This is a genomic window from Dactylosporangium thailandense, assembly GCF_059739745.1.
On record NZ_AP029195.1, the window covers coordinates 6145353 to 6170470 of the forward strand.

Consider the following 25118-nt stretch of genomic DNA (forward strand, 5'->3'; position numbering starts at 1 on the left):
GAGGAGGAACCGATGAGCACACACGCGGACCCGCAGGGGATCGTGGTCGGCTACGACGGCTCGCCCGAGGCGCGGCGCGCCGTCGAGTGGGCCGCGGCCGAGGCCGGGCGGACCGGCAGCCGCCTGCAAATCGTCACCACGTACGAGATCGCCTGGCCCGGCGCCTACTACGCCGCCATCGCCGAGCAGGTCGACGCGGCCCGCCAGGCGGCCGAGTCGATCCTCGCCGACATCACCGCCGAGATGCGCGAGCGCTCGACCACGGTCGACGTGTTCGGCGTGTGCGCGCCGTCCTCGGCCGCGGCGACGCTGCTCGGCCTGGGCGACGCCGGCGCCCGCATGCTCGTCGTGGGCAACCGCGGCGCCGGCGGGCTGGCCAACCTCCTGCTCGGCTCGGTGAGCCAGCAGGTGGCGACCCACGCGAAGGTGCCGGTGGCCGTGGTGCGCGGCCGGTCGGACCCGTCCTTCGGCCCGGTGGTCGTCGGCGTGGACGGCTCCGTGTCCGGCGACCACGCCCTCGGCTTCGCCTTCGAGGCGGCCCAGGCCCGCGGCCGGGCCCTCGTCGCGGTGCGCGCCTACGCCCCCGGCATCGGCGACGACTCCCACGAGCGGGCCGGGCTGGAGGAGTCGCTGGCCACCTGGTCCGCCAAGTTCCCGGACGTGCCCGTGGCCAAGCTGGTCGCCGCCGGGCGCCCCGCCGAGGTCCTGGTGGACGCCTCGCGCACCGCGACCCTGGTGGTGGTCGGCAGCCGCGGCCACGGCGGCTTCTCGGGCCTGCTGCTCGGCTCGGTCGGCCAGCAGCTCATGCACCACGCCGACTGCCCGGTGCTGATCGTCCACTGAGGACGCCGGTGGGGCCCGGACGAATCCGGGCCCCACGGAGCACCTGCCACTCGACGCGCCCGCTACTCCTCGACGGTGATCACTTCCTCGGAGGTGAGCCGCGGGGTGTGCGGCGGGCCCGCGTGCTCCGGGTCGGCGACGCCGAGGCGCAGCACGAGGTAGGGCCAGCCGACGTCGCCGAGCATCCGCCGCAGCGCCGCACGGGTGAAGTCGAGCTCGACCGGGCTGCTCAGCGGCAGGACGGCGGCGCCGCGCCCGGTCGCGGTCAGCCACAGCTCGCCGAGGGCCTCGCCGGCGGCCAGCCAGTCGGGGCGCTCGTCGCCGTCGCCGTACAGGATCGCGTAGTTCGCCGCGTTGTCGTGCCCCTCGCCGGCGGCGAGGGTGCCCGCCACGCCGAAGTCGCGCTCGGCGACCGTGGTGCGCGGGTTCTCCACCGGCAGGGCGCTGGCCGGGACGCCGGTGCCGCCGGGACGCTCCCCGCCGACCCAGCCCGCGGTCTCGGCCCGCATCCGCTCGTCGCGGCGCTGGGCCTCGCCGGAGTGCTCGATCATCACCGCGAGCTGGAGCACCTGGTCGCGGTCGAGCACGTGCAGGCGGGCCCCGCCGCGGCGGGCGCCGGCCGCGAGGGCCTCCAGGACCTCGGGCGTCACCGGCTCCTCGGTGACCGCGCGCCGGTCGGTGCGCCGCACCCGCAGCAGCTGCAGCCGGTGCATGTCGTGCGGGTCGGCGGGCGTGTGCTCGACGGCCCGGACGACGGCGAGCGGGTCGCCGGCCGGGCGTTCGACCTCGCACCGCCAGCCCTCGGCCGCCAGCGCCACGAGCGCGTGGTGCAGCGCCGCGCCGCAGCTGAGCACCATGAGCCGGCCCTCGGCGTCCTGCTCGCGCAGCTGCCGCTCGGGCACGGCGTGCAGGTCCAGTGTGTCGCCGCGCACCACCCAGCGCCACGGCTGGGTGTTGTGCACGGAGGGCGCGAGCCGGGCGGCGTCCGCCGCCGCGGCCAGCGCGTCGGATGCGGTGGTCATGACAGGCTCCAGTCCCGCACGTCGGGCATGTCCTCGAGGTGCTCGACGACGTACGTCCCGTGCTCGGACAGCTTCCGCTCGCACCACGCCTTGAGCTCGGTGGCGCCGGGCGGGAGCCGCTTGGCGTTGTTGATGGCGTCCATGACGAGGTGGTACCGCGACACGCGGTTGCGCACCGTCATGTCGAACGGGGTCGTGGTGGTGCCCTCCTCCACGAAGCCGCGGACCCGGAACCGGTCGGCGTCGGGGCGGCCGTGCACCAGCTGATGGATGGCGCCCGGGTAGCCGTGGAAGGCGAAGACCACGTCGACGGTGTCGGTGAACAGCTCCGTGAACTGGGTCTGGCTCATCCCGTGCGGGTGGTCCTTCGGCCGCGGCAGGGTCATGAGGTCCACGACGTTGACGACCCGGACGCGGAACTTCGGCAGCCTCTCGCGCAGGATCTGCGCGGCCGCGACGGTCTCCATGGTGACCACGTCACCGGCGCAGGCGAGCACGATGTCGGGGTCCATGGTGGCGTCGTCGGTGCCGGCCCAGTCCCAGATCCCGGCGCCGCGGGCGCAGTGCTCGGCCGCGGCCTCCATCGGCAGCCACTGCAGCTGCGGCTGCTTGTCGATGACGATGAGGTTGATGTAGGAGCGGGACCGCAGGCAGTGGTCGGCCACGGAGAGCAGGCAGTTCGCGTCCGGCGGCAGGTAGACGCGGGCCACGTCGCCGCGCTGGGTCAGCACGACCTGGATGAGCCCGGGGCCCTGGTGGCTGAAGCCGTTGTGGTCGTTGCGCCACGCGGTCGAGGTGAGCAGCACGTTGAGGCTGGGCACCTTCGCCCGCCACGGCAGCCGTTTGGCCTCCTGGAGCCATTTTCCGTGCTGTACCGTCTGCGACGCCGACACCATCGCGAACGCCTCGTAGGTGGCGAACATGCCGTGGCGCCCGGTGAGGTTGTAGCCCTCGAGCCAGCCGTGACAGTTGTGCTCCGAGAGCACCTCCATGACCCGCCCGTCGCGGCCGATGGCCACGTCCGCGTCGGTGACGTGCTCCATGAACGCCCGGTCGGACACGTCGAACACGGCGCCGAGCCGGTTGCTGTTGGTCTCGTCGGGGCAGAAGAGCCGGAAGCGGTCGGGGTTGTCGCGGTACACGTCGCGCAGCAGCTCGCCGAGGCGCCGGGTGGACTCGGCGTGGCCGGTGCCGGGCCGGTCGACGTCGATCGCGTACTTGCGGAAGTCGGGCAGGTCGAGGTCCTCGGTGAGCACGCCGCCGTTCGCGTGCGGGCTGGCGCTCATCCGCAGGGCACCGTCGGGCGCGAGGGCCCGCACGGCGGCGACGGGCGAGCCGTCGGCCTCGAACAGCTCCTCCGGCCGGTAGGACTTCAGCCACTCCTCGAGCAGCCGCAGGTGCTCGGGGTTCTCCTTGACGCCGGACAGCGGTACCTGGTGCGAGCGCCACGTCCCGGTGACCTGGACGCCGTCGACCTCCTCGGGCCCGGTCCAGCCCTTGGGCGAGCGGAGCACGATGAGCGGCCAGCGCGGCCGGGTGCCGTCCCAGCTCCCGTCGCGGGCGGCGTCCTGGATGGCCGTGATGCGCTCGTAGGCGTCGGCGAGCACGGCGGCGAAGCGGTGGTGCATGCCGGGCAGGTCGGCGCCCTCGACCTCGAGGACGTCGTAGCCGTGGCCCTCGAGCAGCGACCGTACCTCCGCGGGGTCCTTGCGCCCGAGCACCGTCGGACCGGCGATCTTGGCCCCGTTGAGGTGCAGGATCGGCAGCACGGCCCCGTCGCGGGCCGGGTTGATGAAGGAGACGCCCTTCCAGGAGCCCTCCAGCGGCCCGGTCTCGGCCTCCCCGTCGCCGACGACGGCGACGGCGAGCAGCCCGGGGTTGTCCATGACGGCACCGAAGGCGTGCACGAGCACGTAGCCGAGCTCGCCGCCCTCGTGGATGGAGCCGGGGGTCGTGACCGACACGTGGCTGGGGATGCCGCCCGGCGCCGAGAACTGCCGGAACAGCTGGAGCATCCCGGGCTCGTCCTGGGTCACGGCCGGGTACACCTCGGAGTAGGTGCCCTCGAGGTAGCCGGCGGCGACGAGCGCCGGCCCGCCGTGCCCGGGACCGGCGAGGTAGATGGCGTGCTGCCCGGTCTGCTTGATGAGCCGGGACAGGTGCGCGTAGATGAACGACAGCCCGGGGCTGGTGCCCCAGTGCCCGAGCAGCCGCGGCTTGATGTCCGCGGCCTCCAGCGGCCGTCGCAGCAGCGGATTGGCTTGCAGGTAGATCTGCCCGATCGTGAGGTAGTTGTTCGCCCTCCACCACGCATCCAGCTGTGCGATCTCGGTCTCGTCGAGCTCAGCACGCAGGCGCTGTGTCATGACCTCTCCCGTTTCCCTCGCGGCCTCCACTTCTAGGGTGACCGTAACGAAGCGCGCCCGTCAGGGCCGGAGGTCCCGCAATTCCCGGGACCCGCGGCGCTGGGCCGGGACCGGGTCCGGGGAGGTGACCGGCGCGGCCGGCGGCCGGGGTGACCCCCGTCACCCCGCGGGGCTCGGCGAGGAGCTGATACAACGGGCGCATGCTTAGGGCGCGCCTGACGCTGGTGCTCGGACTCGTGCTCCTCGCCGCCGGCGTCGCCGGGTTCGCGACCGCGGACCGCGGGCTGCGCACGACCTCCGTCCACGTCGGCGCGGTGCCGGTGGAACTGGTCCGTTCCGGCGGCGCCGCGGCGGGCGGGGCGGCGCGGCCGGTCGTGGTGGTCGTGCACGGATACGCCGGATCCGGCCGCCTCATGCGCCCGTTCGCCGACACCCTCGCCCGGCGGGGCTACGTCGTGGCCCTGCCCGACCTGGCCGGCCACGGCGCCAACCCGGAGCGGCTCACCGAGGCCGCGCTCGACCGGGACCTGGCCGCGGTGGTGCGCTACGTGCGCGGGCTGCCCGACGCCGACCCGGCCCGGGTCGCGCTGGTCGGGCACTCGATGGGCGCGGCCGCCGTGGTGCGGGCCGGCGCCGCCGACCGGTCGATCGCGGCCACCGTGGCCATCTCGATCGGCGACGACGCGGCGGCGGCGATCCGGCCGGGGCCGCGGCACCTGCTGGCGATGTACGGCGCGTTCGAACCGTCCGGGATCGGCTCGACCACCGACGCGACCGGCGCCGAGCGGGTGGTGCGGGTGCCGCTGGTCGAGCACATCGGCGTCCTGTTCGCCGACCGCACCCACCACGAGACGGCCCGGTGGCTCGACCGGGCGCTGGGCCACCACCCGGACCGGCCCGTCATCGCCGCCAAGGGCCGGCTGGTCCCGGGCGGCCTGAGCCTGGCCGGCGGGCTGCTGATCCTGCTCGGCGCGCTGCTGTCGCGGCGGACCGGTGCCGCGGCGACGCCGCCGGACCGCGAGCGCCTCGGCCTGCGCATCGGGGCGGTGCTGGTGGCGCCGATCCCGGGCGAGCTGGCCGGGGTGGCGCTGGCCCACGCGCTGCCCAACACCGTGACCGGCTACCTCACCGGCTACTTCGCGGGGTGCGGGGCCGCGCTCGTCGCCGCCGCGCTGCTCCTGCGCCGCCCTGCCGCCCGGCTTGCCCGGCCCGCGCGGCCGTCCGCCGCGGCGCTCGCGCGGGCCGGTCTGCTCGCGGCCGCCGCGTTCGCCGCCGTCGTCGTGCCGGTGCACCTCGGCCTGACCGACGTCGCGCCGCACGGGCCGGACTGGTGGGTCGTCGCGCTGCTCGCCCTGGCCGTGGCGGCCCTGCTCGCCGGGGCGCACGCGCTGCTCGGGACGCCGTGGAGCTACGCCGCGGTCGTCGCCCTGTGCCTGCCGATGCCGGTGGCGTCGCTGGCCGGCGTCGCGCCGGGGTTCCTGGCCCTCATCTCGCCGCTGGTCATGGCGCTGATCGGGCTGCACGTCGCGGTGTGCGCGGGGGCCGGCCGGCCGTGGTGGCGGACAGTTCTGGCCGGCGCCCTGACCGTCGCGTGGCCGGTCGCGGTCGTGCTGCCGGTCCTCGGCTAGGACCGGCTAGGACCGGCTAGGACCGGCTAGGACACGGCCTGGCCGAGGGTGGACAGGGCGAGGGCGGCGTGTTCGCACCAGTGGGCGTGGCCGAGCTCGGCGAAGCGGTCGTGGGCGGTGCGCAGCAGGGTGCGGGCCTCCTCGACGCGGCCCTCGGCGACCCGCAGCCGGCCGAGCTCGAGGCGGGCCCGGGCCGCGCCGGTCTCGTCGCCGTGGCGGGCGAACATGCTCAGCGCCTGGGTGAAGCGCTCGGCGGCGGCCGGCCCGCGGCCGTCGGCGGCGTCGAGGCGGCCGAGGTCGAGGCTCAGGTACGCCACCCCCGTCTCGTCCCGCAGCTGCTGGGCGTCGCGCAGGCTGCGCCGGAAGCATGCGAGGGCCTCGGGGTGGCGGGCGTGGGCCTCGTACCACATGCCGAGCCGCCGCTCCATCATCGCCGCCTGCCGCACGGCGCCGATGCCGCGCAGCCGGTCGCGGCAGTCGCGGTAGGCGTCGGCGACCGCGGGGGCGTCGGGATCGTCCTCGTGCTCCCAGCGCACGAGCTTGGCCTCGGCGTTGACGGCCATGTACTCGTCCCCGCCCTCCCGCGCCGCGGCGATCGCGCGCCGGAAGTGGCGGCGCACGTCGTCGCCGTCGTGGCGCCACTCGGCGATCTCGGCCATCGCGAACAGCGCCACCGAACGGCCGACGGCGTGCCCGGCCGCGTCGAAGATCTCGTAGGCGGCCACGGCGTCCCCGTCGTCGACGCTGCCGCCCTCCGACGCCACCCGCTGGGCGAGGGAGACGAGCATGCAGGCCTCGCCGACCCGGTCGCCGGTGCGGCGGGCCGCGTGCAGCCCGGCCCGCGTGGTCTGCTCCCACAGCTGCCAGTGGCCGCGGGTCTCCAGGTAGGTGCGCAGCACCCAGGCCAGGCGCCAGCACAGCTGGTCGAGGCCGTGGGCGTGGGCCTGGTGCACGGCCGCCGCGACGGAGCCGACCTCGGCATCCAGCCAGGCGAGGGGGTCGGTGAGCACGGACCAGTCGGTGACGTCGGCGAGCTCGGCCACGCCCCAGGCCCGGGCCGGGCGGTCGCCGCTGAAGCGCTCGACCGCGGCCAGGGCCGCGGACAGCCAGCCGGTGAAGATGCGCGTGGCCGCGGCGCGCACCGCGGCCGGGTCGTCCTCCTCCGAGCAGCGCTGCGCGGCGAAGATGCGCACCAGGTCGTGCAGGTGGTAGCGGGAGGTGCCGACGCTCTGCACCAGCTGCGCGTCGGCGAGCTCGTCGACGACCTCGTCCGCGTCGACGGGCCCCGGCTCGTCGCCGACCGCGGCGGCGACCGTCCACGCCGGGAAGGGGCGGGTGGCCAGGGCGCCCAGGCGGCGCAGGGCGGTGCGGGCCGGGGCGCCGAGGCCGACGTACGACACCAGCAGGCTCGCCCCGACCCCTCCGTCCGGCGTGGACAGCGCGGCGAGGCGGCGGCGCTCGTCGGCGAGACGCTGCGAGTAGGCGGCCACGGGCAGCTCGGCCCGGCCGGCGAGGCGGGCGCCGGCGACGCACAGGGCCAGGGGCAGGCCGCCGCAGTACCGGATGACGTCCCCGGTCGCGGCCGGCTCCGCCCCGGTGCGGCCCGCGCCCACGATCTGGTCGAGCAGGGCCCGGCTCGGCCCCGGCCCGAGCAGCCCCAGCTCCAGGTGCTCGGCCTCGGTGAGCCCGAGCAGGCGCGGGCGGCTCGTCACGAGCACGACGCCGCCGGTGCCGGGGCTCAGGGCGCGTACCGTCGCCGCGTCCGGCGCGTCGTCCAGCACCAGCAGCACGCGACGGCCGGCGAGGCGGGCGCGGTAGAGGGCCTCCCGCTCCCCCGCGCCGGCCGGGATGGCCGCGGGCGGGACGCCGAGCGCGATGAGGACCGAGGCGAGCGCCTCCCACGCGCCCCCGGGCACGCCGAGGCGCACGTGCAGCTGGCCGCCGGGGAAGCGGGACCGGACGCGGTGCGCGACCGCGACCACGAGCGCGCTCTTGCCGATCCCGGCCGCGCCGCACACGGCCAGGATGCGGGTCTCCTCGCCGTCGCCGTCGAGCCGGCGCAGCAGCCAGTCGACGGCGTCCTCGCGGCCGACGAGCAGGCGCGGGGGCGGCGGCAGCAGGCAGGGCGCGTCCCGCTCCGGCGGCGGCTCGGGCCCGATGCCGGTGTCGGCCTCGGCGTCGAGCAGGATGCTCTGCTGCAGCTCGCGCAGCTGCGGGCCGGGCTCGATGCCGAGGTCCTCGACGAGGCGGCGGTGGCCGGCGCGGTAGACGGCGAGCGCCTCGGCCCGCCGGCCGGTGCGGTGCAGGGCGGTCATGAGCTGGGCGCGGAGGCGCTCGGCGTAGGGGTGCTCGGCGACCAGGGCGGCCAGCTCGGGCAGCGGGTCCCCGCCGACGGCGAGCTCGGCGTCGAAGCGCTCGGCGAGCACGGCCAGGCGCAGCTCGGCCAGGCGCGCCCCCTCGACGGCCAGCGGCGGGGTGTCGAGGTCGGCGAGGGCCGGGCCGCGCCACAGGCCGGCGGCGCGGCGGTACAGCGCGACGGCGTCCTCGACGCGCCCGTCGGCGGCGGCCCGGCGGGCGTCGGCGGCGAGGCCGGTGAACACGCCGAGGTCGATCTCGGTGGGGTCGGCGGCGAGCAGGTAGCCGGACGAGACGGTCCGCACGGCCTCGTCGCCGAGGATGGTCCGCAGCCGGTGGACGGTGCTGTGCACCTGCTGGCGGGCGGTCGCCGGGGCGGTGTCCCAGGTCGCGTCGATGAGCTCGGCCAGCCCGACGGGCCGGGCCGGGCGCAGGAGCAGGACGCTGAGCATGGCCCGCTCGCGCCGGCCCCGCGGCCGCCAGACCGTGTCGCCCTCGCCGATCTCCAGCGGGCCGAGCATCCGGTACCGCACGCTACCTCCCCGTGTGCGCGTCGTAGCCCCTTCGTAGCCGTACGATAGCCGTCGATGCCATGACGCGTCGGCCGGGCGGCTTCGGGTTTGCGGTGCGGGGCGGCTATCGGAACAGCGCGGCGATGTCGTCGTAGGCGGTGACCACGATCCCGACGACCAGCCCGGCGCCGCCGGCGACGATCGCGCCCGGCACGGCGATGGCGCTGCCCCCGGCCGCGGCCGCGAGGCCGGCGAGGGCGATCGCGACGAGCACGGCGTTGCGCACGATGTGCCCCCGGCCCAGCGGGGTGGTGGAGGCGCCGAAGCACCGGCAGGGCGCCCGGCTGCCGGTGCGGAGGCTGAGCGCGATGGCGCCGGCGAACACGGCGAGCAGCCCGGCGGCGATCACGAACCCGGCGACGGCGGCCCAGCGGGCCGGCACGAGCAGCAGCGCGACGACGGCGACCTCGGCCGCGACCGACCCGGCGGCGGCCGGCGCGACGAGCCGCGGGGGCACGACGCGCATCTGCCGCAGCGAGTCCGCGAACGCGGTGTAGGCCCTGCGGGAGCCGACCTTCCCGGCGAGCGCCACCACGAACACGGTCGCGACCAGGAGCCTGGCCGCGACTTCCACGTATCCCATGCGCATTCCTCCCCGTGATCGAGACCAGCCTATCTCCCGTGGACGCTGACGCGGCCCCTGCGAACACCCGGATCTTCGATCTCGTCGAGCACCGCGACCGCCAGGTCGGCGTGGGACAGCGTGGGGTCCGGGTCGGGGACGGTCTCGCCGCCCAGGGTGTACCGCCCGGTGCGCGGCCCCTCCGCGGTGAGCCCGGCGGTCGGGGTGAGCACGGCCCAGTCGACCCCGGTGGCGTCCGCGCGCAGCCGGCCGAGGCCCGCGAGGTGGGCCAGCGCGAACGGGCGCAGGGCGGCCGGGAAGGCCGCGGGGTCGTCGAGCACCAGGCCGCCGGCCGCGGTGCGCAGCGTCGCGAACAGCCCGACGACCACGAGCCGGGGCGGGCGGGCGGCGAGCAGGGCGTCGGCGGCGCGGGCGAAGAACCGCCCGTCGAAGGCGTCGCCGAGCCGCGCCAGCTCAGCCGGCCCGGACGCGGGCGTGACCGCGCTGACGACCGCGTCGCAGCCGGCCACGGCCCCGCGCACCCGCTCCGCGTCGGTGACCTCGACGGGCCGCCCGAGCGCGACGGGCGCATGCCCGCGGCGCGCCGCCTCCGCGACGACGGCCCGCCCGACCCGACCACTTCCTCCGAACACAGCGATTCTCATGGCCGCGAACCTAGGGCCGGGGCGGCCGGTTTCCGCAACGATACGGGCGCTACGCTCGGACGATGGCCGAGCCCCGGGAGCCGCTGGACCCGGACCTGTTCGACCCGATGTGCCCGTCCGGCGTGCTGCCGTTCCAGGTCGGGGACAAGTGGACCGGGATGGTCCTGCTGTGCCTGAGCGGCGGGCCGCGCCGGTTCACCGAGCTGCGGGTGCCGCTGCGGGCGGTGACGCCGAAGGTCCTCGCGGCCACCCTGCGCGCGATGGGCCGCGACGGGCTCGTCACGCGGACCGCGCACGACGAGAACCCGCCGCGGGTGGAGTACGCCCTGACCCCGCTCGGCGCCAGCCTGCTGCCCGTCATCGCGGCGTTCCGCGCGTGGAGCGACGCCCACCTGCCCGAGCTGCTCGCGGCCCGGGCCGCTGCCACGGAGGAGCCCTGATGGATCTCGAGGCTTACGCCCGGGAGATGCTCGACGAGAACCGCTACCTGGTGCTGGGCACCGCGGACGAGCGCGGGGAGCCGTGGGTGTCGCCGGTGTTCTACGCCCTGGACGGGTACGACACCGTCTATTGGCTCTCCGACCCGCAGACCAGACATTCGCGGAACCTGCTGGTGCGCCCGCGGCTGAGCCTGGTCGTGTACGACTCCACGGTGCCGATCGGCGGGGCCAAGGCCGTCTACATGAGCGGCACGGCGGGGATCGTGACCGACGGGCTCGACGCCTACAACCGCGGCTGCCTGGCCAAGGGCGCGGAGGCCTTCACGTCCGACAAGATCGCCGAGGGCGGGCCGTTCCGGTTGTACCGGGCGGTCGTCGACGAGCACTGGGTGCTGGACCCCACGCTGCCCCGTGACGGCCGCACCTCCGTCCGGCCTTGACACGTGAAGTTTGTTTGTGTGTACTGACTTACATGCGCAGCACCGCCGAGGCCCGCCGGGCCGTCCTCCTCGACCGCGCCGTTGCCGTCTTCGCGCGCAACGGCTACCACGCCACGCCGGTCACGGCCGTCGCGGCGGCGGCGGGGATCTCGGAGGCCTACGCGCTGCGGCTCTTCTCCGGCAAGCTCGGGCTGTTCGTGGCCGCCGTCGAGGCGTGCTACGAGCGCATCCTCGCCACCCTGGAGACGGCGGCCGAGGAGATGGCCGGCAAGAGTCCCGCGCTGGTGCTCGAATACCTCGGCGACACCTACGCCGAGCTCATCGCCGACAAGGACCTGCTCATGCTGCAGGTCCACGCGCAGAGCGTCAGCGACGTGCCGGAGGTCGGGGCCGCGGTCCGGGCCGGCTACCGGCGCCTGGTCGACTTCCTGCGCGTCCAGGGCGCGGACGACCAGCAGATCCAGCAGTTCGTCGCCTACGGCCAGCTGTGCCACCTCATCGTCACCACCGGGCTCGACGACGTGGACGAGTCCTGGGCGCACGCCCTCACGTTCGGCATGCGGCACGTGCCGTAGCGCGCCTTTTGCTGCCCGCTTTTGTCAGTCAGTGCACACATACTTACTTCGGAGGAACGCCATGCACGCCACCGAGATCGTCCTGCCCGGCATCGTCGACCCCGCCGGCCTCCAGGTCCGCGACCGGCAGCTCCCCGCCCCGGGCGCCGGCCAGGCCCTCGTCCGCGTCGAGGCGAGCGGGGTGTCGTTCGCCGAGCAGCAGATGCGCCGCGGCAAGTACTACGACCAGCCCACGTTCCCCTTCGTGCCCGGCTACGACCTGGTCGGCCGGGTCGAGCGGGTCGGGCCCGGCGTCGACGGCGCGCTCGCCGGCACCCGGGTCGCGGCCGTCACGAAGACCGGCGGCTGGGCCACCGCGGCGCTCGTCGACGCCGGTGACCTGGTGCCGGTGCCGGACAGCGTCGACCCCGCCGACGCCGAGACGGTCGTGGTCAACGGGGTCACCGCCTGGCAGATGCTGCACCGGATGGCCCGGGTGCCCCGCGGCGGCACGATCCTGGTCCTCGGGGCCAACGGCGGGGTCGGCTCCACCCTGGTCCAGCTCGCCCGGCACGCCGGGATCCGGGTGATCGGCACCGCCTCGCCGCGCCACCACGCCGCCGTGCGCGCGCTCGGGGCCGAGCCGATCGACTACCGGGACCCGCAGCTCTACGCGAAGGCCCGCGCCCTGGCCCCGGACGGCTACGACGGCGTCTTCGACCACGTGGGCGGGCCGGGGATCCTCGAGTCCTGGCGGCTCGTGCGGCGGGGCGGGGCGCTGGTGTCCTACGGCACGGCCGCCACCCGCGACGTCGCCGGCAGCTCGAGGCTGCCCGTCCTGGCCCTGTTCGGGCGGTTGCTGTGGTGGAACCTCACGCCGAACGGGCGCCGGGCCGGCTTCTACAACCTGTGGGCCGGCCGCCGCCGGCGGGCCGCGTTCCAGGCGCGGCTGCGCGAGGACCTCACGAACGTCTTCGCCCTGCTCGCCGCGGGGTCGCTGACCGCCCAGGTCGCCGCCCGCGTCCCCCTGCGCGAGGCCGCCGAGGCGGTGCGCCTGGCCGAGTCCGGCACCGTCGCCGGCAAGGTCGTCCTGATCCCCTGAACCTGGGAGAACGGTCCCGGGCGCGGCGGTCGCGCCCGGGACACCGCGCCGGTCAGCAGCACCGCACCACCTTGAACTCGGCGGTCGCGGAATCGGTCGCGATCACCCCCGCGATCGTCCGGCCGTCCGCGTTCATCGCGAACGCCCACGCGACCTCGCCGCCGGGGCCGCGCAGTTCGTCGACCGCGCCGTTGGCGGCGACCCGGCGCGTGGTCGCGCCCGGCGTGTTGCCGACCACGAGGGCGTCGCCGTCGACCGAGCCCGTCCTCGCCCCCGGCCACCCGGCCCTCGGCATCCCGGCCCGCTGCGTCCGCCCGCATCCATGGTCCTCTCGGTAGCCGTCACCCGGCCGCCGGGCCCGGACCTAGGAAAGGTTGAGTGGATTGCGCAGCGCGGCCATGGAGCCGTCGGGGTGGCGCACCTCGAGCGGCGAACCACACGGGTCCAGCTCCAGGCCGGGTTCGCCGGCGATCCAGCTGTGCCCGGCGCGCAGCCCGGCGACGATCGCCGCGGAGGTCAGCGCCTCGGCCCGCACGACGGTGTGCGGCGTGCCGAGCTGCCCGGCGAGGTGGGCGTCGCTGCCGCCGATGGCGGGCTGGCGCCACCCGGCGTCGAGGCGCCGCTTCCACTCGGCGAGGGCGGCCTCGTTGTCGGCGTTCCAGGGCCGGTCGGAGGCCCACAGCCCGTTCCAGACCTCGACGCAGTCGAACTCCTCCCAGGGCCGGCGCATGGTGCCGGTCGGGTACGGCGCGAACGGGTGCGCCGCGATGCGCAGCCCGCCCTCGATCTCCAGCCAGTGCCCGTCCGGGGTGGTGTGCTCCACGCCGCGCAGCACGAGCAGGTCCCCGGCGACGGCCAGGAACCGCTCGTACGTGTCGCTCGTGTTGTGCTCGGTGACGGCGATGAAGTCGAGCCCGGCGGCGCGCGCCTCGGCGACCACCTGCTCCGGCGTCAGCTCGCCCCCGGTGCTGCGCGCGGAGTGGACGTGGCAGTCGCCGCGGTACCAGGGCACCGGCTCGCGACCTCAGGCCAGGCGGGCCGGGAACCCGCCGGTGGCCACCGGGCCCCAGCGGTCGACCGTGATGCGGATGAGGGACTTGCCCTGGTCGCGCATGGCCTGGCGGTACTCGTCCCAGTCCGGGTGCTCGCCGGAGATGCAGCGGAAGTAGTCGACCAGCGGCTCCAGCGCCTCCGGCATGTCGATGACCTCGGCGGTGCCGTCGACCTGGACCCAGGCGTCGTTCCACTCGTCGGACAGGACCAGCACCGACACCCGCGGGTCGCGGCGCAGGTTCGCCGCCTTGGCCCGCTCCGGATACGTCGAGACGACGATGCGCCCCTGCGTGTCCACCCCGCACGTCACCGGCGAGGCCTGCGGGCGGCCGTCGGCGCGGGTGGTGATGACGACCGCGTGGTGGCGCGGGCTCAGGAACTCGACGAGCGCGGCCCGGTCGACGGTGTCGTTCGTCGCGATTTTGCGTGCCATGAGCCGACCGTACCCGGATCCGGCTCCTGCGAGGGAGGCTCCGCCAGGGACCCCCACGGCACAATGACGGCATGCGCGTCCGGGCCATCGACCTGCTCATCGCCGCGGCGGTGGCGGCCGCGACGGGTGCTCGTGCTCACCACGTTCGACCTGGACGAGTACGTGTCCGACGCGCTGCACGGTGCGCGCGGTCGCGTCCGGCGCGTCGCTGCTGGCCCCGACGGTCACCCGGCGCCTCATCGCCGACGTGCTGCGCCGCCGCGGCCCGGCCGAGCCGGATCGCCGCCTCGCCGCGCTGACCCCGCGCGAGCTCGGCCACGATATTCCAGCGGCCGGGCGGGGTCCATGTGACGCGGGCCAAACGTCGCTATTCGCCGTCGCCGTATGGGCGGCTCAGGGTGAAGAACACGCGGTCGAGGCGGCCGGCGGCGAGGTCGTCGGCGCGGATGAGCCAGTGCAGCAGTACCGCGTCGTCACCGTGCCAGGCGATGTCCGGGTCACTGCGGTCGAACTGGGCCAGCAGGCGCCACCGCAGCGCCTCCTTCCGCACCGCCGGGTCGCGCCGGTTCGCGGCACCGCCGAGCGCGGCGGTCGCGGCGTCGAGCTCCACGCAGTGGCGCAGCGACCGCGGGTGGCCGCCGAGGCGATGGTCGGGCTCCTGGCCGGCGAGCGCCGCGGCGAGGCGCAGGGCTCGCAGCGGATGCCCGGGGTCGGTCACCGCGTCGCCGAGCGCCTGCGACACGGCCGGATCGTCGCCGGCCGGGACCGTGACGCACGGACGCGCGCCCAGGCGGGTCCGGTCGTAGGCGTTGCCGCGCGCCGGGGTGGCGCGGCGCCGCACCGCCTGCCCGGCCGGCACGTGCACGAGGCGAGCCGCGCCGGACGGGGGCGGCTCGTCCGGGTCGACGTCGTCCTCGAACAGCGCCTCGTCGACGAAGAACACCAAGCGCCCACCGTCCGGCAGCCCGGCGCCCGCCGCGGGCAGCGCACCGCAGTCGACGGTCGCGACGTGGTAGAGCGGGCGGCCGTCGCCAGCGACCGGCCACGGCACGTCGTCCGGAAGCTCCGGCTCCCCGCCGAGCTGCCCGACGACCGGTGTGAGCACGTCACCGACCGGTACCGGCACGAGCTGCACGGCGGGGAGCCGCAGGGCCAGCCACCCCTCGGCGACGCCGGCGGGCAGGTGCTCGCGGGCGATGGTCATCAGCTCGTCTTCGGTTCGCACCCGGGCCATGCTGGCACGGCTCGTCAACCCCGGGCCCGCGGTCGACGCGAAGGTCCCGTTCCACGCCGTCGCCGCCGGCGTCGTGCCCGGGTGACAGCCCGTCGGTCATCCCGAGGCGGCGGGCCTCCTGCGGGGCGTTGCTGTGCGGCATGTCCTTTCGGTGGCCGAAGTCGGTTCGACGTCCAATGGTCAAGCGGTTCGCGGCTGTGGCGCGGCCATTACCCTCATGGACGTGGGCGATGCGGACGAGGCCGCGCACGCGCGGCGGGATGCCCTGCTCGAAGAGGCGTTCCTGGCCGAGGAGCCGTGGGATCGCCATCGGGCGCTGAGCATCCTGGCTCGCGACTGGCTCGCCGACCCCGACGTCCGCGAGTTGCTGCGCGAGTGCGCCCTTGGCGATCCGGACGGGGACGTCCGCGACGCGATGCTCGAAACCATCGCCCACCGCGGTCGTGCGGAGCCGGAGACGGTCGAGTGGCTGTTCGCGCTCGCGACCGGTGCCGATGAGCGGCGGCTCCGGCGTACCGCGCTCGTCCAGCTCGCGCAGCTGCGTCCCGCCGATCCGAGGGTCCGGCCCCTGGTGCGGGTCCGGGCGGTCGACGACCCGGAGGGTTACGTTCGCCGCCAGGCCGTCGCCGCGTACGCGAGCGGCTGGCGCGACGAACCGGGCACCGTTGCGTGGCTGCTGGAGCGCGGCGTGGCCGACCCCGACCACAACGTGCGCCGGCAGGTGGTCAACTCGCTGGCCCGGCTGTGGCCGGGCCATCCGCGGGCGGGCGCGCACGTGCGCGGGCGCGTGCGCGAGGACGGGCACGGCGCGGTGCGGTACGAGGCGGCGTACTGGCTGGCCCACGGCTGGCCCGACGCGCCCGGCACCGAAGCGGTGCTGCGCCGGTGCGCCGTCGCGGACCCGGCCGCGGAGGTCCGCCGGTGCGCGATCGACGTGCTTGCCGGGTCGGCCCCGCATTCGCCGCCGTACGAGTACCGTCCCGGCCTGTGGCGTGACCAACTCGGCGTGCTGGCGCTGCTTCGCGAGCGCGCGCTCGACGATCCGTCGCCGCTGGTGCGCCGCGCGTGCCTGGAGACCCTCGCCGCCGGTTGGACGGCCGACCCGCGAGTGCGCTCGATGCTGCGCGAGCGGGCCGTCGCCGACCCGGACTGTTCCGTGCGGATCGGCGCGTGGGAGGCACTGGTCCGCCGGTGGCCCGCCGATCCATCCACAGTGGACCTCCTGCGGGAGCGGGCCGCCGCCGAACCCACCGACCTGGGGCGCCGCAACGCGCTGCGTGTCCTTGCCGAGGCGTCCGGTTGCGCCGAGTAGGCGCCGGCGTCACAGATCCAGGCGGTACCCCAGCCGCAGGCGCAGTTCCACGCACACCTCGTCGGCCGGGATCGTGTAGACCGCCGGGCCGCCCCAGTCGGCGTACTCCCGGTCGTGGTCGGCGATGTCGTTCTCGGACAGGTCGAGCAGGGTGAGCCTGTCGAGGGCCGCCGCGCGCAACAGTGCGCCCAGCCCGCCGCAGCGTACGTTGCGCAGTACCAGTTCCCGCAGGGCGGGCATCGACGCGTCGGCCAGTGCGTCGAAGCCTTCCGGCGTCACCGGGTTGCCGCTGAGGTCGAGCCGGGTCACGGTGGTGCGCAGCGGGCTGTTGGTGAGTGCGCGGATGCCGTCGTGGCCGACCGCGTTGCCGACCAGCTCCAGGTGCGTCACGGCGGTCAATGCGGGGTTGGCCGCCAATGCCGCGGTCCCGCTGTCGCCGAGCCGGTTGTGGTGCAGCGCGAGCCGCTCCACGCCGGCGAACCGGGTGTCGGTGCGCAGCAGATCGTACGAGTCGGGCTCCAGCCCGACGTCGCGCAACGTCACCGACCGGGTCTGCGCGGCCTGGCTCAGCTGTTCGGCCAGCTCTCGATGCCCATCGCTCATGCGGTCTGCGCCTCTCCGTGGGAAGTACCGGCCATCGACCGTAGCGACCCGTTGCCACGGTGCGGGAACGCGGGCTCGCTGCGGCGGCGTCGCTTGTTGGTCGGGCCCGGTCCGTCGTCAACGGGCTGACCGCCTGGCGTCGGCCGGGCGGCGGTGGGCGGTACCCCAATGTGCAGTGACGCCCCGAGCCGCGGATCGGCCTTGCGCGAATCGACCCCGCCGGGTCACCCGCCGTCGTATCGTCATGATCACGCCCCCAACGCAACGGTCGATGCGGGGTTCTCCGATGTCGCGGTTCGTCGCCGGCGCCCACCGGCGGGGACCGCTAGGTGCACAGGCGTTACGGCCCACCCTGCGGCAAGCGTGACGTCCCCGGCACACGTGCGAAGGGTACGTCCATGGCAGGTTCCGCTGGGCCGGTCCGGTGGTTCGCCGACCGCAAGGTCGGCACGAAGATCTACACGGCCGTCGCGGCCGTCGTCGTCGCCGCGGTGGCGGGCGGCGTCGTCGCCACCGTCGCCCTGTCGCGCACGTACCAGCGCGGGCAGGACATCAACGAGCAGAACCTCCTCCCGTCGATGCGCCTGGCCGAGGCCCGGGTGCAGGCCAACACGGTGCGCATCGCCGTCCGCGACGTGGCGCTCACCTCGGACCCGGCGGCGGTGAGCGCGGCCGAGCAGCGGATGCGCACCGCCGACGCCGCGGTGGACACGAACATCCAGGCGTACCTGCCGTACGCGGCCGACCCGGCGGCCGTTCGGCGGTTCATCGAGGTGTGGAGACAGTACCGCGACGCCCTGAACAATCAGCTGCTGCCGGCGGCCCGGGCGAACGACTTCGTCACCTTCGTCAAGGTCAGCTCGCAGGTGACGTCGCCGCTTTCCGCGCAGGCCATGACCGAGCTGGACACCGCGACCAAGGCGGAGGCAAGCCAGGCCGAGGGCACCGTCGCTGCCGCCCGCTCCACCTACCAGCAGAGCCGGACGGTCCTGTACGCCGTGCTGGGCGCCGGCATCGTGCTCGCGGTGCTGCTGGCCTGGTGGGTCACCCGCATGATCACCAGGCCGCTGCGGCGGGTGAGCGAGGTGCTGTCGGCGGTGGCCGCGGGCGATCTGACCCGCGTGGCCGAGGTGGACTCGGGCGACGAGGTGGGCCAGATGGCGAAGGCCCTCGACGCCGCGACCGGCCGCACCCGGCAGGTGATCGCGGGGGTCGCCGAGACGGCGGGCAGCGTCGCCGCGTCGTCGGAGGAGCTGTCGGTCACCAGCGACCAGATCGCCGCGACCGCGGAGGAGACCAGCGCCCAGGCGGGCGTGGTGGCCGCGTCGGCGACGCATGTGTCCGGCAACGTGCAGAGCGTGGTGACCGGCGCCGAGCAGATGGCCGCCTCCATCAAGGAGATCGCGCACAGCGCCGCCGAGGCCGCCGCGGTCGCCGGGCAGGCCGTACGCGACGCCCGCAACGCCAACGAGACCGTGGGAAAGCTGGGCTCCTCCTCGACGGAGATCGGCAACGTGCTGAACCTGATCACCTCGATCGCGGAGCAGACCAACCTGCTGGCCTTGAACGCCACCATCGAGGCGGCCCGGGCCGGCGACGCGGGCAAGGGCTTCGCGGTGGTGGCCAGCGAGGTCAAGGACCTGGCCCAGGAGACGGCGAAGGCGACCGAGGACATCTCGGCCCGGGTCGCCGCGATCCAGACCGACGCGCAGGCCGCCAGGGTGTCCATCAACGGGATCGCGGAGGTCATCGAGCGGGTCAACCAGTACCAGTCGACCATCGCCGCCGCCGTGGAGGAGCAGACCGCCACGACGGGCGAGATGAGCCGGAACGTCACCTTGGCCGCGACCGGCACCAACGAGATCGCCGACAACATCAACGGCGTCGCCGAGGCCTCCCAGACGGCCGCGGCCAGCATCACCGAGACCCAGGCCGCCAGCCAGGAACTGGCCCGCACGGCGGCCCACCTGCAGCAGCTCGTGTCGCAGTTCCGCTTCTGAGTCGAGCCGGCGGCCCGGCGGACGGGGATCCATCCCTGAGTGACTGCCGTTGCGGTGTCGGTCGCAGCCAGACGAGACGTCACAAACCTCGACCCACACCGATGCGCCGGTACGGTCCTCGAACGCCAGCGCGAGCGCGGAAGCGGACGGTCCGTCGACGCCGGCGACGACCGGGCCGTTGCGCGGCAGCGCTGTCGAGCCAGGCCGCGGGTGATTCATCCCCGGCGCCCGAGGTGGTACCTCACCGCGATGACGTCCAGGGCCCGCGTCAGCGCGATACGCTTTGGCGCGACCATCCAGCAGGAGGCTGGAGTGTGGAATCATCAGCGTTCAGGCGAACTGAGCGGTCACCTGCTCGGGGTGATCGAGCGCTCAAGAATCGCGCTGGAACACGTCACCAGGGCTCTGTGCGACTCCGGTCCTTCCGCCGCGGGCGCTCTGCCTGATGCCGACAAGGCCCTGCACGCGCTGCACCAAGCCGTCGAGGATCACGCGTTGGCGATCGATGAGACCCGGGTCGCATCGCCTGCGGCCACTGTGCGCACGATCGTCGTCGCCGCGCAGGTCAACGCCGACGCGGAGTGCGTCGAGGGACTGGCGAGGCGGCTGGCTGAGATCGCCGGGTCACGGCCCGCGCGGCCGGCGGTGCCGGGCGACGTGCGGGCCGTCGTGTGCCGCATGGGTCGGCTCTGTACCGACATGATGGCCACGGCGGGCAGCGCCGCGAGGTTGCCGCGGGCCGATACGGAGACGCGGATCGAAGCGGCCGACGCCGAGGTGCGACGGCTGCGACAGCGGCTCTGCCGACTGCTGCTGCACGACCCGGCTCCGGTCGATGTGGATGCCGCGCTGGACACCTCATTGGCGTGCCGGTACTACGCACGCTGTGCTGAGCTCGCGGTGTCCATGGCTCGGCACGTGATCCTGGTCGCGGACGCAGGTCAGACCCGCCGGTGAGATCTGGTCGAGGATGGCCTCGCGCCCGGCCCCGGTTTCGACGGCGACCGTGAGCCCGAGGTCGCGAATGGGTCGGACGGCCGCGGGCACGACCGCCACGCGCCGTTCGCCGGGTGCGGTCTCGCTGTGGACACCGGCCGTTTCGTGTGTCATCGGGATGTCGCCTCCCCGCTGATACGGGGTACGGTACCCCGTCCGCGGCCCGCTGGGATGCGGCACCGGCACCGAGGGAGGGGGAATCCGCGGTGGCAGGTGGACGGTGGCAGTTCTGGGTCGACCGTGGTGGCACGTTCACCGACATCGTCGCCCGGACGCCGGACGACCGGCTGGTGACACGCAAGCTGTTGTCGGACAATCCGGCACACTATGCGGACGCGGCGGTCGCCGGAATCCGGGCGCTGCTCGGTGTTGCCGATACGGCGCCGATCCCGGTCGACCGGATCGAGGCGGTGCGGATGGGAACCACGGTCGCCACGAACGCACTGCTGGAGCGCCGGGGCGAGCGCACCGTGCTCGTCATCACCGAAGGCTTCGGCGACGCGCTGCGGATCGGCTACCAGGACCGGCCACGCATCTTCGACCGGCACATCGTGCCACCGGACATGCTGTACGAGCGCGTGGTCGAGGTGGACGAACGGATGGCAGCCGACGGCACCGTCCTGCGCTCGCCGGATGTCGACCGGCTGGCCGCCGACCTGCGGCGTGCGCACGACAGCGGCGTCCGCGCGGCCGCGGTGGTCTGCCTGCACAGCCACCTGTACCCGGCCCACGAACGGAACATCGGGATGCTGGCGGAGCGGATCGGCTTCGATCAGGTCTCGTGCTCCAGCGAAGTGAGCCCGTTGATGAAGCTGGTGCCGCGGGGCGACACCACGATCGTCGATGCGTACCTGTCGCCGGTGCTGCGCCGGTACGTCGAAGCGGTGGCGAGGCAGCTGCACGGCGTACGACTGATGTTCATGCAGTCCAACGGGGGCCTGGCCGAGGCGGGGCACTTCCGCGGCAAGGACGCGATCCTGTCCGGTCCGGCCGGCGGCATCGTCGGCATGGCGCGCATGTCGCAGCTAGCCGGCTTCGACCAGGTGATCGGCTTCGACATGGGCGGCACCTCCACGGACGTGTCGCACTACGCCGGCCAGTACGAGCGGGTCTTCCACACCCGGATCGCGGGGGTACGGCTGCGCGCCCCCATGATCGACATTCACACCGTCGCGGCGGGAGGCGGGTCGGTCCTGCACTTCGACGGCGCCCGCTACCGCGTCGGCCCGGACTCCGCGGGTGCCGACCCGGGACCGGCCTGCTACCGCGGCGGCGGCCCGCTCACCATCACCGACGCCAACGTGATGCTCGGCCGCATCCAGCCCGCGACGTTTCCCCAGGTCTTCGGCCCGGGCGGCGATCAGCCGCTGGATGCCGGCGTGGTCCGACAGCGCTTCGCCGACCTGACCGCGGCCATCGCCAGGCAGACCGGCGACGAGCGCACGCCGGAGCAGGTCGCCGAGGGGTACCGGCAGATCGCGGTCGCGAACATGGCCAACGCGGTGAAACGGATCTCGGTACAGCAGGGCCGCGACGTCACCGGGTATGTGCTCACGACGTTCGGCGGCGCCGGCGGTCAGCACGCGTGCTCGGTGGCCGATTCGCTGGGCATCCGCACCGTGCTCGTGCCGCCGATGGCCGGCGTGCTGTCCGCGCTCGGCATCGGCCTCGCCGACACCACCGCGATGCGCGAACAGTCGGTGGAGAGCCGCCTGGAGCCCGCGGTCATGCAACGCCTGACCGATGTCGCGGACGCGCTGGAGGCCGCGGCCCGCTCGCAGCTGCTGGACGAGGACGTGCCGGCCCGGCGAATCCGGGTGCACCGGCGCGTGCACCTGCGCTTCGAGGGCACCGACACCGCGCTGCCGGTCGAGCTCGCCGGGCTCGACGCGATGGTGGCGTCCTTCCGGACCGCATACCGGCGCATGTACGCGTTCCTCATGGACCGCCCGCTGATCGTCGAGGCGGTCTCGCTCGAGGCCGTCGGGCTGACCGAACCCCCGGACCTCTCCCGCACGGGTGAGCCCGCCGGCCCGCCGGCACGCGCCGCCGCACGACCGCTCACCACCGCCCGCCTGTACACCGGCGCAGCGTGGCGAGACGTGCCGCTGTACGAACGGGAACGCCTGCGCCCCGGCGACACCGTCGGCGGCCCGGCCATCGTGGCCGAGGCGGACGCGACCACGGTGGTCGACGACGGCTGGCGGGCGGCGGTGACGAAGTTCGGCCACCTGCTCCTGGAACGGATGCGGCCAGGCGACGGGGCATCCGGGGCGACCACCCGGGTCGACCCGGTACTGCTGGAGATCTTCAACAACCTCTTCATGTCGATCGCCGAGCAGATGGGCGCCCGGCTGGAGTCGACCGCGCAGTCGGTGAACATCCGGGAGCGGCTGGACTTCTCGTGCGCGCTGTTCGACCCGGACGGCAATCTCATCGCCAACGCGCCGCACATCCCCGTGCACCTCGGCTCGATGGGCGCCAGCGTCAAGGAGGTCATCCGCCGCTGCCCCGGCATGCGGCCCGGCCACGTGTACGCGATCAACGACCCGTACCACGGCGGCACCCATCTGCCCGACATCACCGTCGTCACCCCCGTCTTCGGCGCCGACCGGTCCGAGGTGCTGTTCTACGTGGCCTCCCGGGGCCACCACGCGGAGATCGGCGGGCTCACGCCCGGTTCCATGCCCGCGACCAGCCGCGACGTCCACGAGGAGGGCGTGCTGTTCGACACCTGGCCGCTGGTCGAGGACGGCCGGTTCCGCGAGGAGGAGACGCTCCGGCTGCTCACGGAGGCGCCGTACCCGTCCCGGAACCCGGCGACCAACCTCGCCGACCTGCGCGCCCAGATCGCCGCGAACGCCAAGGGTGTCGAAGAGGTCGGACGGATGATCGGCCATTTCGGCCTCGACGTGGTGCAGGCGTACATGCGGCACGTCCAGGACAACGCCGAGGAGGCGGTGCGGCGCGTCATCGACGCCCTCGGCGACGGCGAGTACCGCTACGAGATGGACTCGGGGGCGACGATCGCGGTACGGATCACGGTGGACCGCGCCGGCCGCGCCGCGACGATCGACTTCAGCGGCACGTCGCCGCAGCTGGCAACGAACTTCAACGCGCCCTCGTCGGTCGTCACCGCAGCGGTGCTGTACGTCTTCCGGACGCTCGTCACCGACGAGATCCCGCTCAACGACGGCTGCCTGCGCCCGCTGCGCATCGTGGTGCCCGCCGGTTCGATGCTCGCACCCACCTACCCCGCAGCCGTTGTCGCCGGAAACGTGGAGACGTCGCAGGCGATCGTCGGCGCGCTCTACGCCGCGCTCGGCGTCCAGGCCGAAGGGTCCGGGACGATGAACAACGTCAGCTTCGGCAACGACCGGCACCAGTACTACGAGACCGTCGCCTCCGGTTCAGGCGCCGGCGACGGGTTCGACGGAGCCTCGGTGGTGCAGACCCACATGACGAACTCCCGGCTGACCGACCCCGAAGTCCTCGAATGGCGCTTCCCGGTGCTCCTGGACGAGTTCGCCGTCCGGCACGGCAGCGGCGGCGCCGGCCGATGGCGGGGCGGCGACGGCGCGGTGCGCCGCATCCGGTTCCGCGAGCCGATGACCGTCAGCACCCTGTCGGGCCACCGGCGAGTGCCGCCGTACGGCCTGGCCGGCGGCTCCCCCGGCGCGCTCGGGGCCAACCGGGTGGAGCGCGCCGACGGCAGCTCCGTCCCCCTCGCCGGCTGCGGCTGCGTCGACGTCCAGCCAGGCGACGTGCTGGTCGTCGAGACACCCGGCGGCGGCGGATACGGCACCTCAGCCAGCTGACACATGGCCGGTGCGCAAGCCGCCTGCGGTTCCGCGTGGCGACCGGCGGCTTCGTCCCAGGCGGAGCCATCCAGCCACAGGCCGGTCGCGGCCGGACCTCACGGGACGTGGCGGGTGCTCTCCCGCAGCCGGACGGTGCACCGGATGCGCCTGATCCGCGGCCCGAGGGCGCCGTCCGGGGCGAGCACCAGGCCCATCGCCTCTTTCCCCAGGGTCTCCAGCGGGATGTGGACCGTCGTCACCGCCGGCGAGATGTCGCGGAGCGGGAGGATGTCGTCGAACCCGGCGATCGAGATGTCCTCCGGCACCGACAGGCCGAGCTGCCGGAGCGCGGCCATGGCGCCCACCGCCATCACGTCGTTCGCCGCGAACAGGCAGGTCGCCTCGATGCCGGAGCTGCGCCAGCGCATCGCGGCGGCGAACCCGCCCTCGCGCGTGAAGTCGGCGTGCATCACGTGCCCGGGGTCCAGCCGCAGTCCCCGGTCGGCCAGCCCCTGGCGAAACCCGGAGACCCGGTCGCGGGACGTGCGCAGCGACGCCGGGCCGGCGAGGACCACGAACGACCGGTGCCCCAGATCGAACAGGTCGTGGGCGAGGTCGCGGGCGCCCGCGCTGTTCTCCACCAGCACCGTGTCCACCCCGGGCAGCTGCTGGCTGATCATCGCCACCCGGCCCCCGCCGCCGGTGAACGAGTCGATCTCCCGCCGCAGCCGCGCCTCCGAGGCCTGGTCGGCGCTGCGGCTGCCGGCGAGGATGACCGCCCGGCAGCGCAGCTGCCTCAGCGACGCCAAATACTTCGACTCCCGCTCCGGCCGGCGCCGGGTGTCGGCCAGGGTGACGATCATGTCCTGCTCGTCGGCCGCCCCCGTGACCCCGGCGGCGATCGAGGAGAAGTACGGGTCGTTGATGTCGTGGACGATCAGGCCGACGACGTTGGTGTGGCCACGCCCGGCCGCCAGCGCCGCGGCGTTGGGCAGGTAGGAGAGTCCTCGCAGCAGCTCCGGTGCGGGGCGTCCCGGGCCGCCGGTGAAGTCACGCGAGGTCGTCGCGACCGACGTGCCGGCCATCCTCGCCATCTCGGCCAACGTCGCGGGGCTCACCGGTTCCACATGGCCTCCCG

General features: G+C 74.6%; 22 protein-coding genes and 1 pseudogene. 11 read left to right on the forward strand and 12 right to left on the reverse strand.

What is annotated here, in order from left to right:
* The first annotated feature begins 12 nt into the window (after nt 1-12).
* Complete coding sequence (locus tag AC6JBM_RS26990; protein ID WP_497986357.1) at nt 13-843, forward strand: universal stress protein; 831 nt, start codon at nt 13-15, stop codon at nt 841-843.
* 62 nt (nt 844-905) lie between these two features.
* On the opposite strand, the gene AC6JBM_RS26995 is transcribed toward AC6JBM_RS26990, so the two are convergent.
* The gene (locus tag AC6JBM_RS26995; RefSeq protein ID WP_497986358.1) at nt 906-1865 is read right to left on the reverse strand and encodes an Acg family FMN-binding oxidoreductase; all 960 of its coding nucleotides are present in this window, start codon (nt 1863-1865) and stop codon (nt 906-908) included.
* The gene (locus tag AC6JBM_RS27000) at nt 1862-4231 is read right to left on the reverse strand and encodes a phosphoketolase family protein (protein ID WP_497986359.1); all 2370 of its coding nucleotides are present in this window, start codon (nt 4229-4231) and stop codon (nt 1862-1864) included. The genes AC6JBM_RS26995 and AC6JBM_RS27000 overlap by 4 nt, the downstream gene beginning before the upstream one ends.
* A 200-nt stretch (nt 4232-4431) precedes the next feature.
* Here AC6JBM_RS27000 and AC6JBM_RS27005 point away from each other — a divergent pair, with 200 nt between their 5' ends.
* Nucleotides 4432-5859 (forward strand): alpha/beta hydrolase, encoded by a 1428-nt coding sequence (locus AC6JBM_RS27005; RefSeq protein ID WP_497986360.1) that lies wholly within the window; start codon nt 4432-4434, stop codon nt 5857-5859.
* 26 nt (nt 5860-5885) lie between these two features.
* On the opposite strand, the gene AC6JBM_RS27010 is transcribed toward AC6JBM_RS27005, so the two are convergent.
* The 3 genes from AC6JBM_RS27010 to AC6JBM_RS27020 all read right to left on the reverse strand — a co-directional run bounded on the left by AC6JBM_RS27010 (nt 5886) and on the right by AC6JBM_RS27020 (nt 10013).
* Complete coding sequence (locus tag AC6JBM_RS27010; RefSeq protein ID WP_497986361.1) at nt 5886-8747, reverse strand: AfsR/SARP family transcriptional regulator; 2862 nt, start codon at nt 8745-8747, stop codon at nt 5886-5888.
* 103 nt (nt 8748-8850) lie between these two features.
* Entirely contained in the window at nt 8851-9369 is a 519-nt protein-coding gene (locus tag AC6JBM_RS27015; RefSeq protein ID WP_497986362.1) for a MauE/DoxX family redox-associated membrane protein, read from the reverse strand.
* Nucleotides 9370-9398: 29 nt separating this feature from the next.
* The gene (locus AC6JBM_RS27020; protein ID WP_497986363.1) at nt 9399-10013 is read right to left on the reverse strand and encodes an NAD(P)-dependent oxidoreductase; all 615 of its coding nucleotides are present in this window, start codon (nt 10011-10013) and stop codon (nt 9399-9401) included.
* A gap of 62 nt (nt 10014-10075) precedes the next feature.
* Here AC6JBM_RS27020 and AC6JBM_RS27025 point away from each other — a divergent pair, with 62 nt between their 5' ends.
* The 4 genes from AC6JBM_RS27025 to AC6JBM_RS27040 all read left to right on the forward strand — a co-directional run bounded on the left by AC6JBM_RS27025 (nt 10076) and on the right by AC6JBM_RS27040 (nt 12549).
* Complete coding sequence (locus AC6JBM_RS27025; protein WP_497986364.1) at nt 10076-10453, forward strand: winged helix-turn-helix transcriptional regulator; 378 nt, start codon at nt 10076-10078, stop codon at nt 10451-10453.
* Nucleotides 10453-10893 carry a pyridoxamine 5'-phosphate oxidase family protein gene (locus tag AC6JBM_RS27030; RefSeq protein ID WP_497986365.1) on the forward strand — a complete coding sequence of 147 codons (441 nt, stop codon included), beginning with the start codon at nt 10453-10455 and terminating at the stop codon, nt 10891-10893. Before AC6JBM_RS27025 ends, AC6JBM_RS27030 begins: the two co-directional genes overlap by 1 nt.
* Before the next feature lie 32 nt (nt 10894-10925).
* Nucleotides 10926-11468 (forward strand): TetR/AcrR family transcriptional regulator, encoded by a 543-nt coding sequence (locus AC6JBM_RS27035; RefSeq protein WP_497986366.1) that lies wholly within the window; start codon nt 10926-10928, stop codon nt 11466-11468.
* A gap of 61 nt (nt 11469-11529) precedes the next feature.
* The gene (locus AC6JBM_RS27040; RefSeq protein WP_497986367.1) at nt 11530-12549 is read left to right on the forward strand and encodes a medium chain dehydrogenase/reductase family protein; all 1020 of its coding nucleotides are present in this window, start codon (nt 11530-11532) and stop codon (nt 12547-12549) included.
* A gap of 52 nt (nt 12550-12601) precedes the next feature.
* Here AC6JBM_RS27040 and AC6JBM_RS27045 read toward each other — a convergent pair whose 3' ends face one another.
* The 3 genes from AC6JBM_RS27045 to AC6JBM_RS27055 all read right to left on the reverse strand — a co-directional run bounded on the left by AC6JBM_RS27045 (nt 12602) and on the right by AC6JBM_RS27055 (nt 14035).
* Nucleotides 12602-12844, reverse strand: a complete 243-nt coding sequence (locus AC6JBM_RS27045) for a hypothetical protein (RefSeq protein ID WP_497986368.1) — start codon at nt 12842-12844, stop codon at nt 12602-12604.
* Nucleotides 12845-12913: 69 nt separating this feature from the next.
* Nucleotides 12914-13561: a PHP-associated domain-containing protein gene (locus AC6JBM_RS27050; RefSeq protein ID WP_497986369.1), complete on the reverse strand. Its 648-nt coding sequence runs from the start codon at nt 13559-13561 to the stop codon at nt 12914-12916.
* A gap of 12 nt (nt 13562-13573) precedes the next feature.
* On the reverse strand, nt 13574-14035 hold the full coding sequence (locus AC6JBM_RS27055) for a PPOX class F420-dependent oxidoreductase (protein ID WP_497986370.1): 462 nt from the start codon (nt 14033-14035) through the stop codon (nt 13574-13576).
* Between the two features lie 63 nt (nt 14036-14098).
* Between AC6JBM_RS27055 and AC6JBM_RS27060 the strand changes: the two are divergent.
* Nucleotides 14099-14345 (forward strand): annotated as a pseudogene (locus AC6JBM_RS27060) (DNA-binding response regulator); the annotation flags it as partial.
* Nucleotides 14346-14402: 57 nt separating this feature from the next.
* Here AC6JBM_RS27060 and AC6JBM_RS27065 read toward each other — a convergent pair.
* The gene (locus AC6JBM_RS27065) at nt 14403-15260 is read right to left on the reverse strand and encodes a DUF1963 domain-containing protein (protein ID WP_497986371.1); all 858 of its coding nucleotides are present in this window, start codon (nt 15258-15260) and stop codon (nt 14403-14405) included.
* Nucleotides 15261-15492: 232 nt separating this feature from the next.
* Here AC6JBM_RS27065 and AC6JBM_RS27070 point away from each other — a divergent pair, with 232 nt between their 5' ends.
* Complete coding sequence (locus AC6JBM_RS27070; protein WP_497986372.1) at nt 15493-16581, forward strand: HEAT repeat domain-containing protein; 1089 nt, start codon at nt 15493-15495, stop codon at nt 16579-16581.
* Nucleotides 16582-16590: 9 nt separating this feature from the next.
* On the opposite strand, the gene AC6JBM_RS27075 is transcribed toward AC6JBM_RS27070, so the two are convergent.
* Nucleotides 16591-17184 carry a leucine-rich repeat domain-containing protein gene (locus AC6JBM_RS27075; protein WP_497986373.1) on the reverse strand — a complete coding sequence of 198 codons (594 nt, stop codon included), beginning with the start codon at nt 17182-17184 and terminating at the stop codon, nt 16591-16593.
* A 398-nt stretch (nt 17185-17582) separates the two neighbouring features.
* On the opposite strand from AC6JBM_RS27075, the gene AC6JBM_RS27080 reads away from it, so the two are divergent.
* Together AC6JBM_RS27080 and AC6JBM_RS27085 are read left to right on the forward strand one after the other, a co-directional pair.
* On the forward strand, nt 17583-19184 hold the full coding sequence (locus AC6JBM_RS27080; protein WP_497986374.1) for a methyl-accepting chemotaxis protein: 1602 nt from the start codon (nt 17583-17585) through the stop codon (nt 19182-19184).
* A 249-nt stretch (nt 19185-19433) separates the two neighbouring features.
* Entirely contained in the window at nt 19434-20141 is a 708-nt protein-coding gene (locus AC6JBM_RS27085; RefSeq protein WP_497986375.1) for a PhoU domain-containing protein, read from the forward strand.
* Here the strand turns inward: AC6JBM_RS27085 and AC6JBM_RS27090 are convergent.
* Nucleotides 20043-20294, reverse strand: coding sequence for a hypothetical protein (locus AC6JBM_RS27090; RefSeq protein WP_497986535.1), 252 nt, complete (start codon nt 20292-20294; stop codon nt 20043-20045). The two genes, AC6JBM_RS27085 and AC6JBM_RS27090, sit on opposite strands and share 99 nt — an antisense overlap.
* Nucleotides 20295-20386: 92 nt before the next feature.
* Here AC6JBM_RS27090 and AC6JBM_RS27095 point away from each other — a divergent pair, with 92 nt between their 5' ends.
* Nucleotides 20387-23998: a hydantoinase B/oxoprolinase family protein gene (locus AC6JBM_RS27095; protein ID WP_497986376.1), complete on the forward strand. Its 3612-nt coding sequence runs from the start codon at nt 20387-20389 to the stop codon at nt 23996-23998.
* A gap of 98 nt (nt 23999-24096) precedes the next feature.
* Here AC6JBM_RS27095 and AC6JBM_RS27100 read toward each other — a convergent pair whose 3' ends face one another.
* Nucleotides 24097-25065, reverse strand: a complete 969-nt coding sequence (locus AC6JBM_RS27100) for a LacI family DNA-binding transcriptional regulator (RefSeq protein WP_497986377.1) — start codon at nt 25063-25065, stop codon at nt 24097-24099.
* Between the last annotated feature and the right edge of the window lie 53 nt (nt 25066-25118).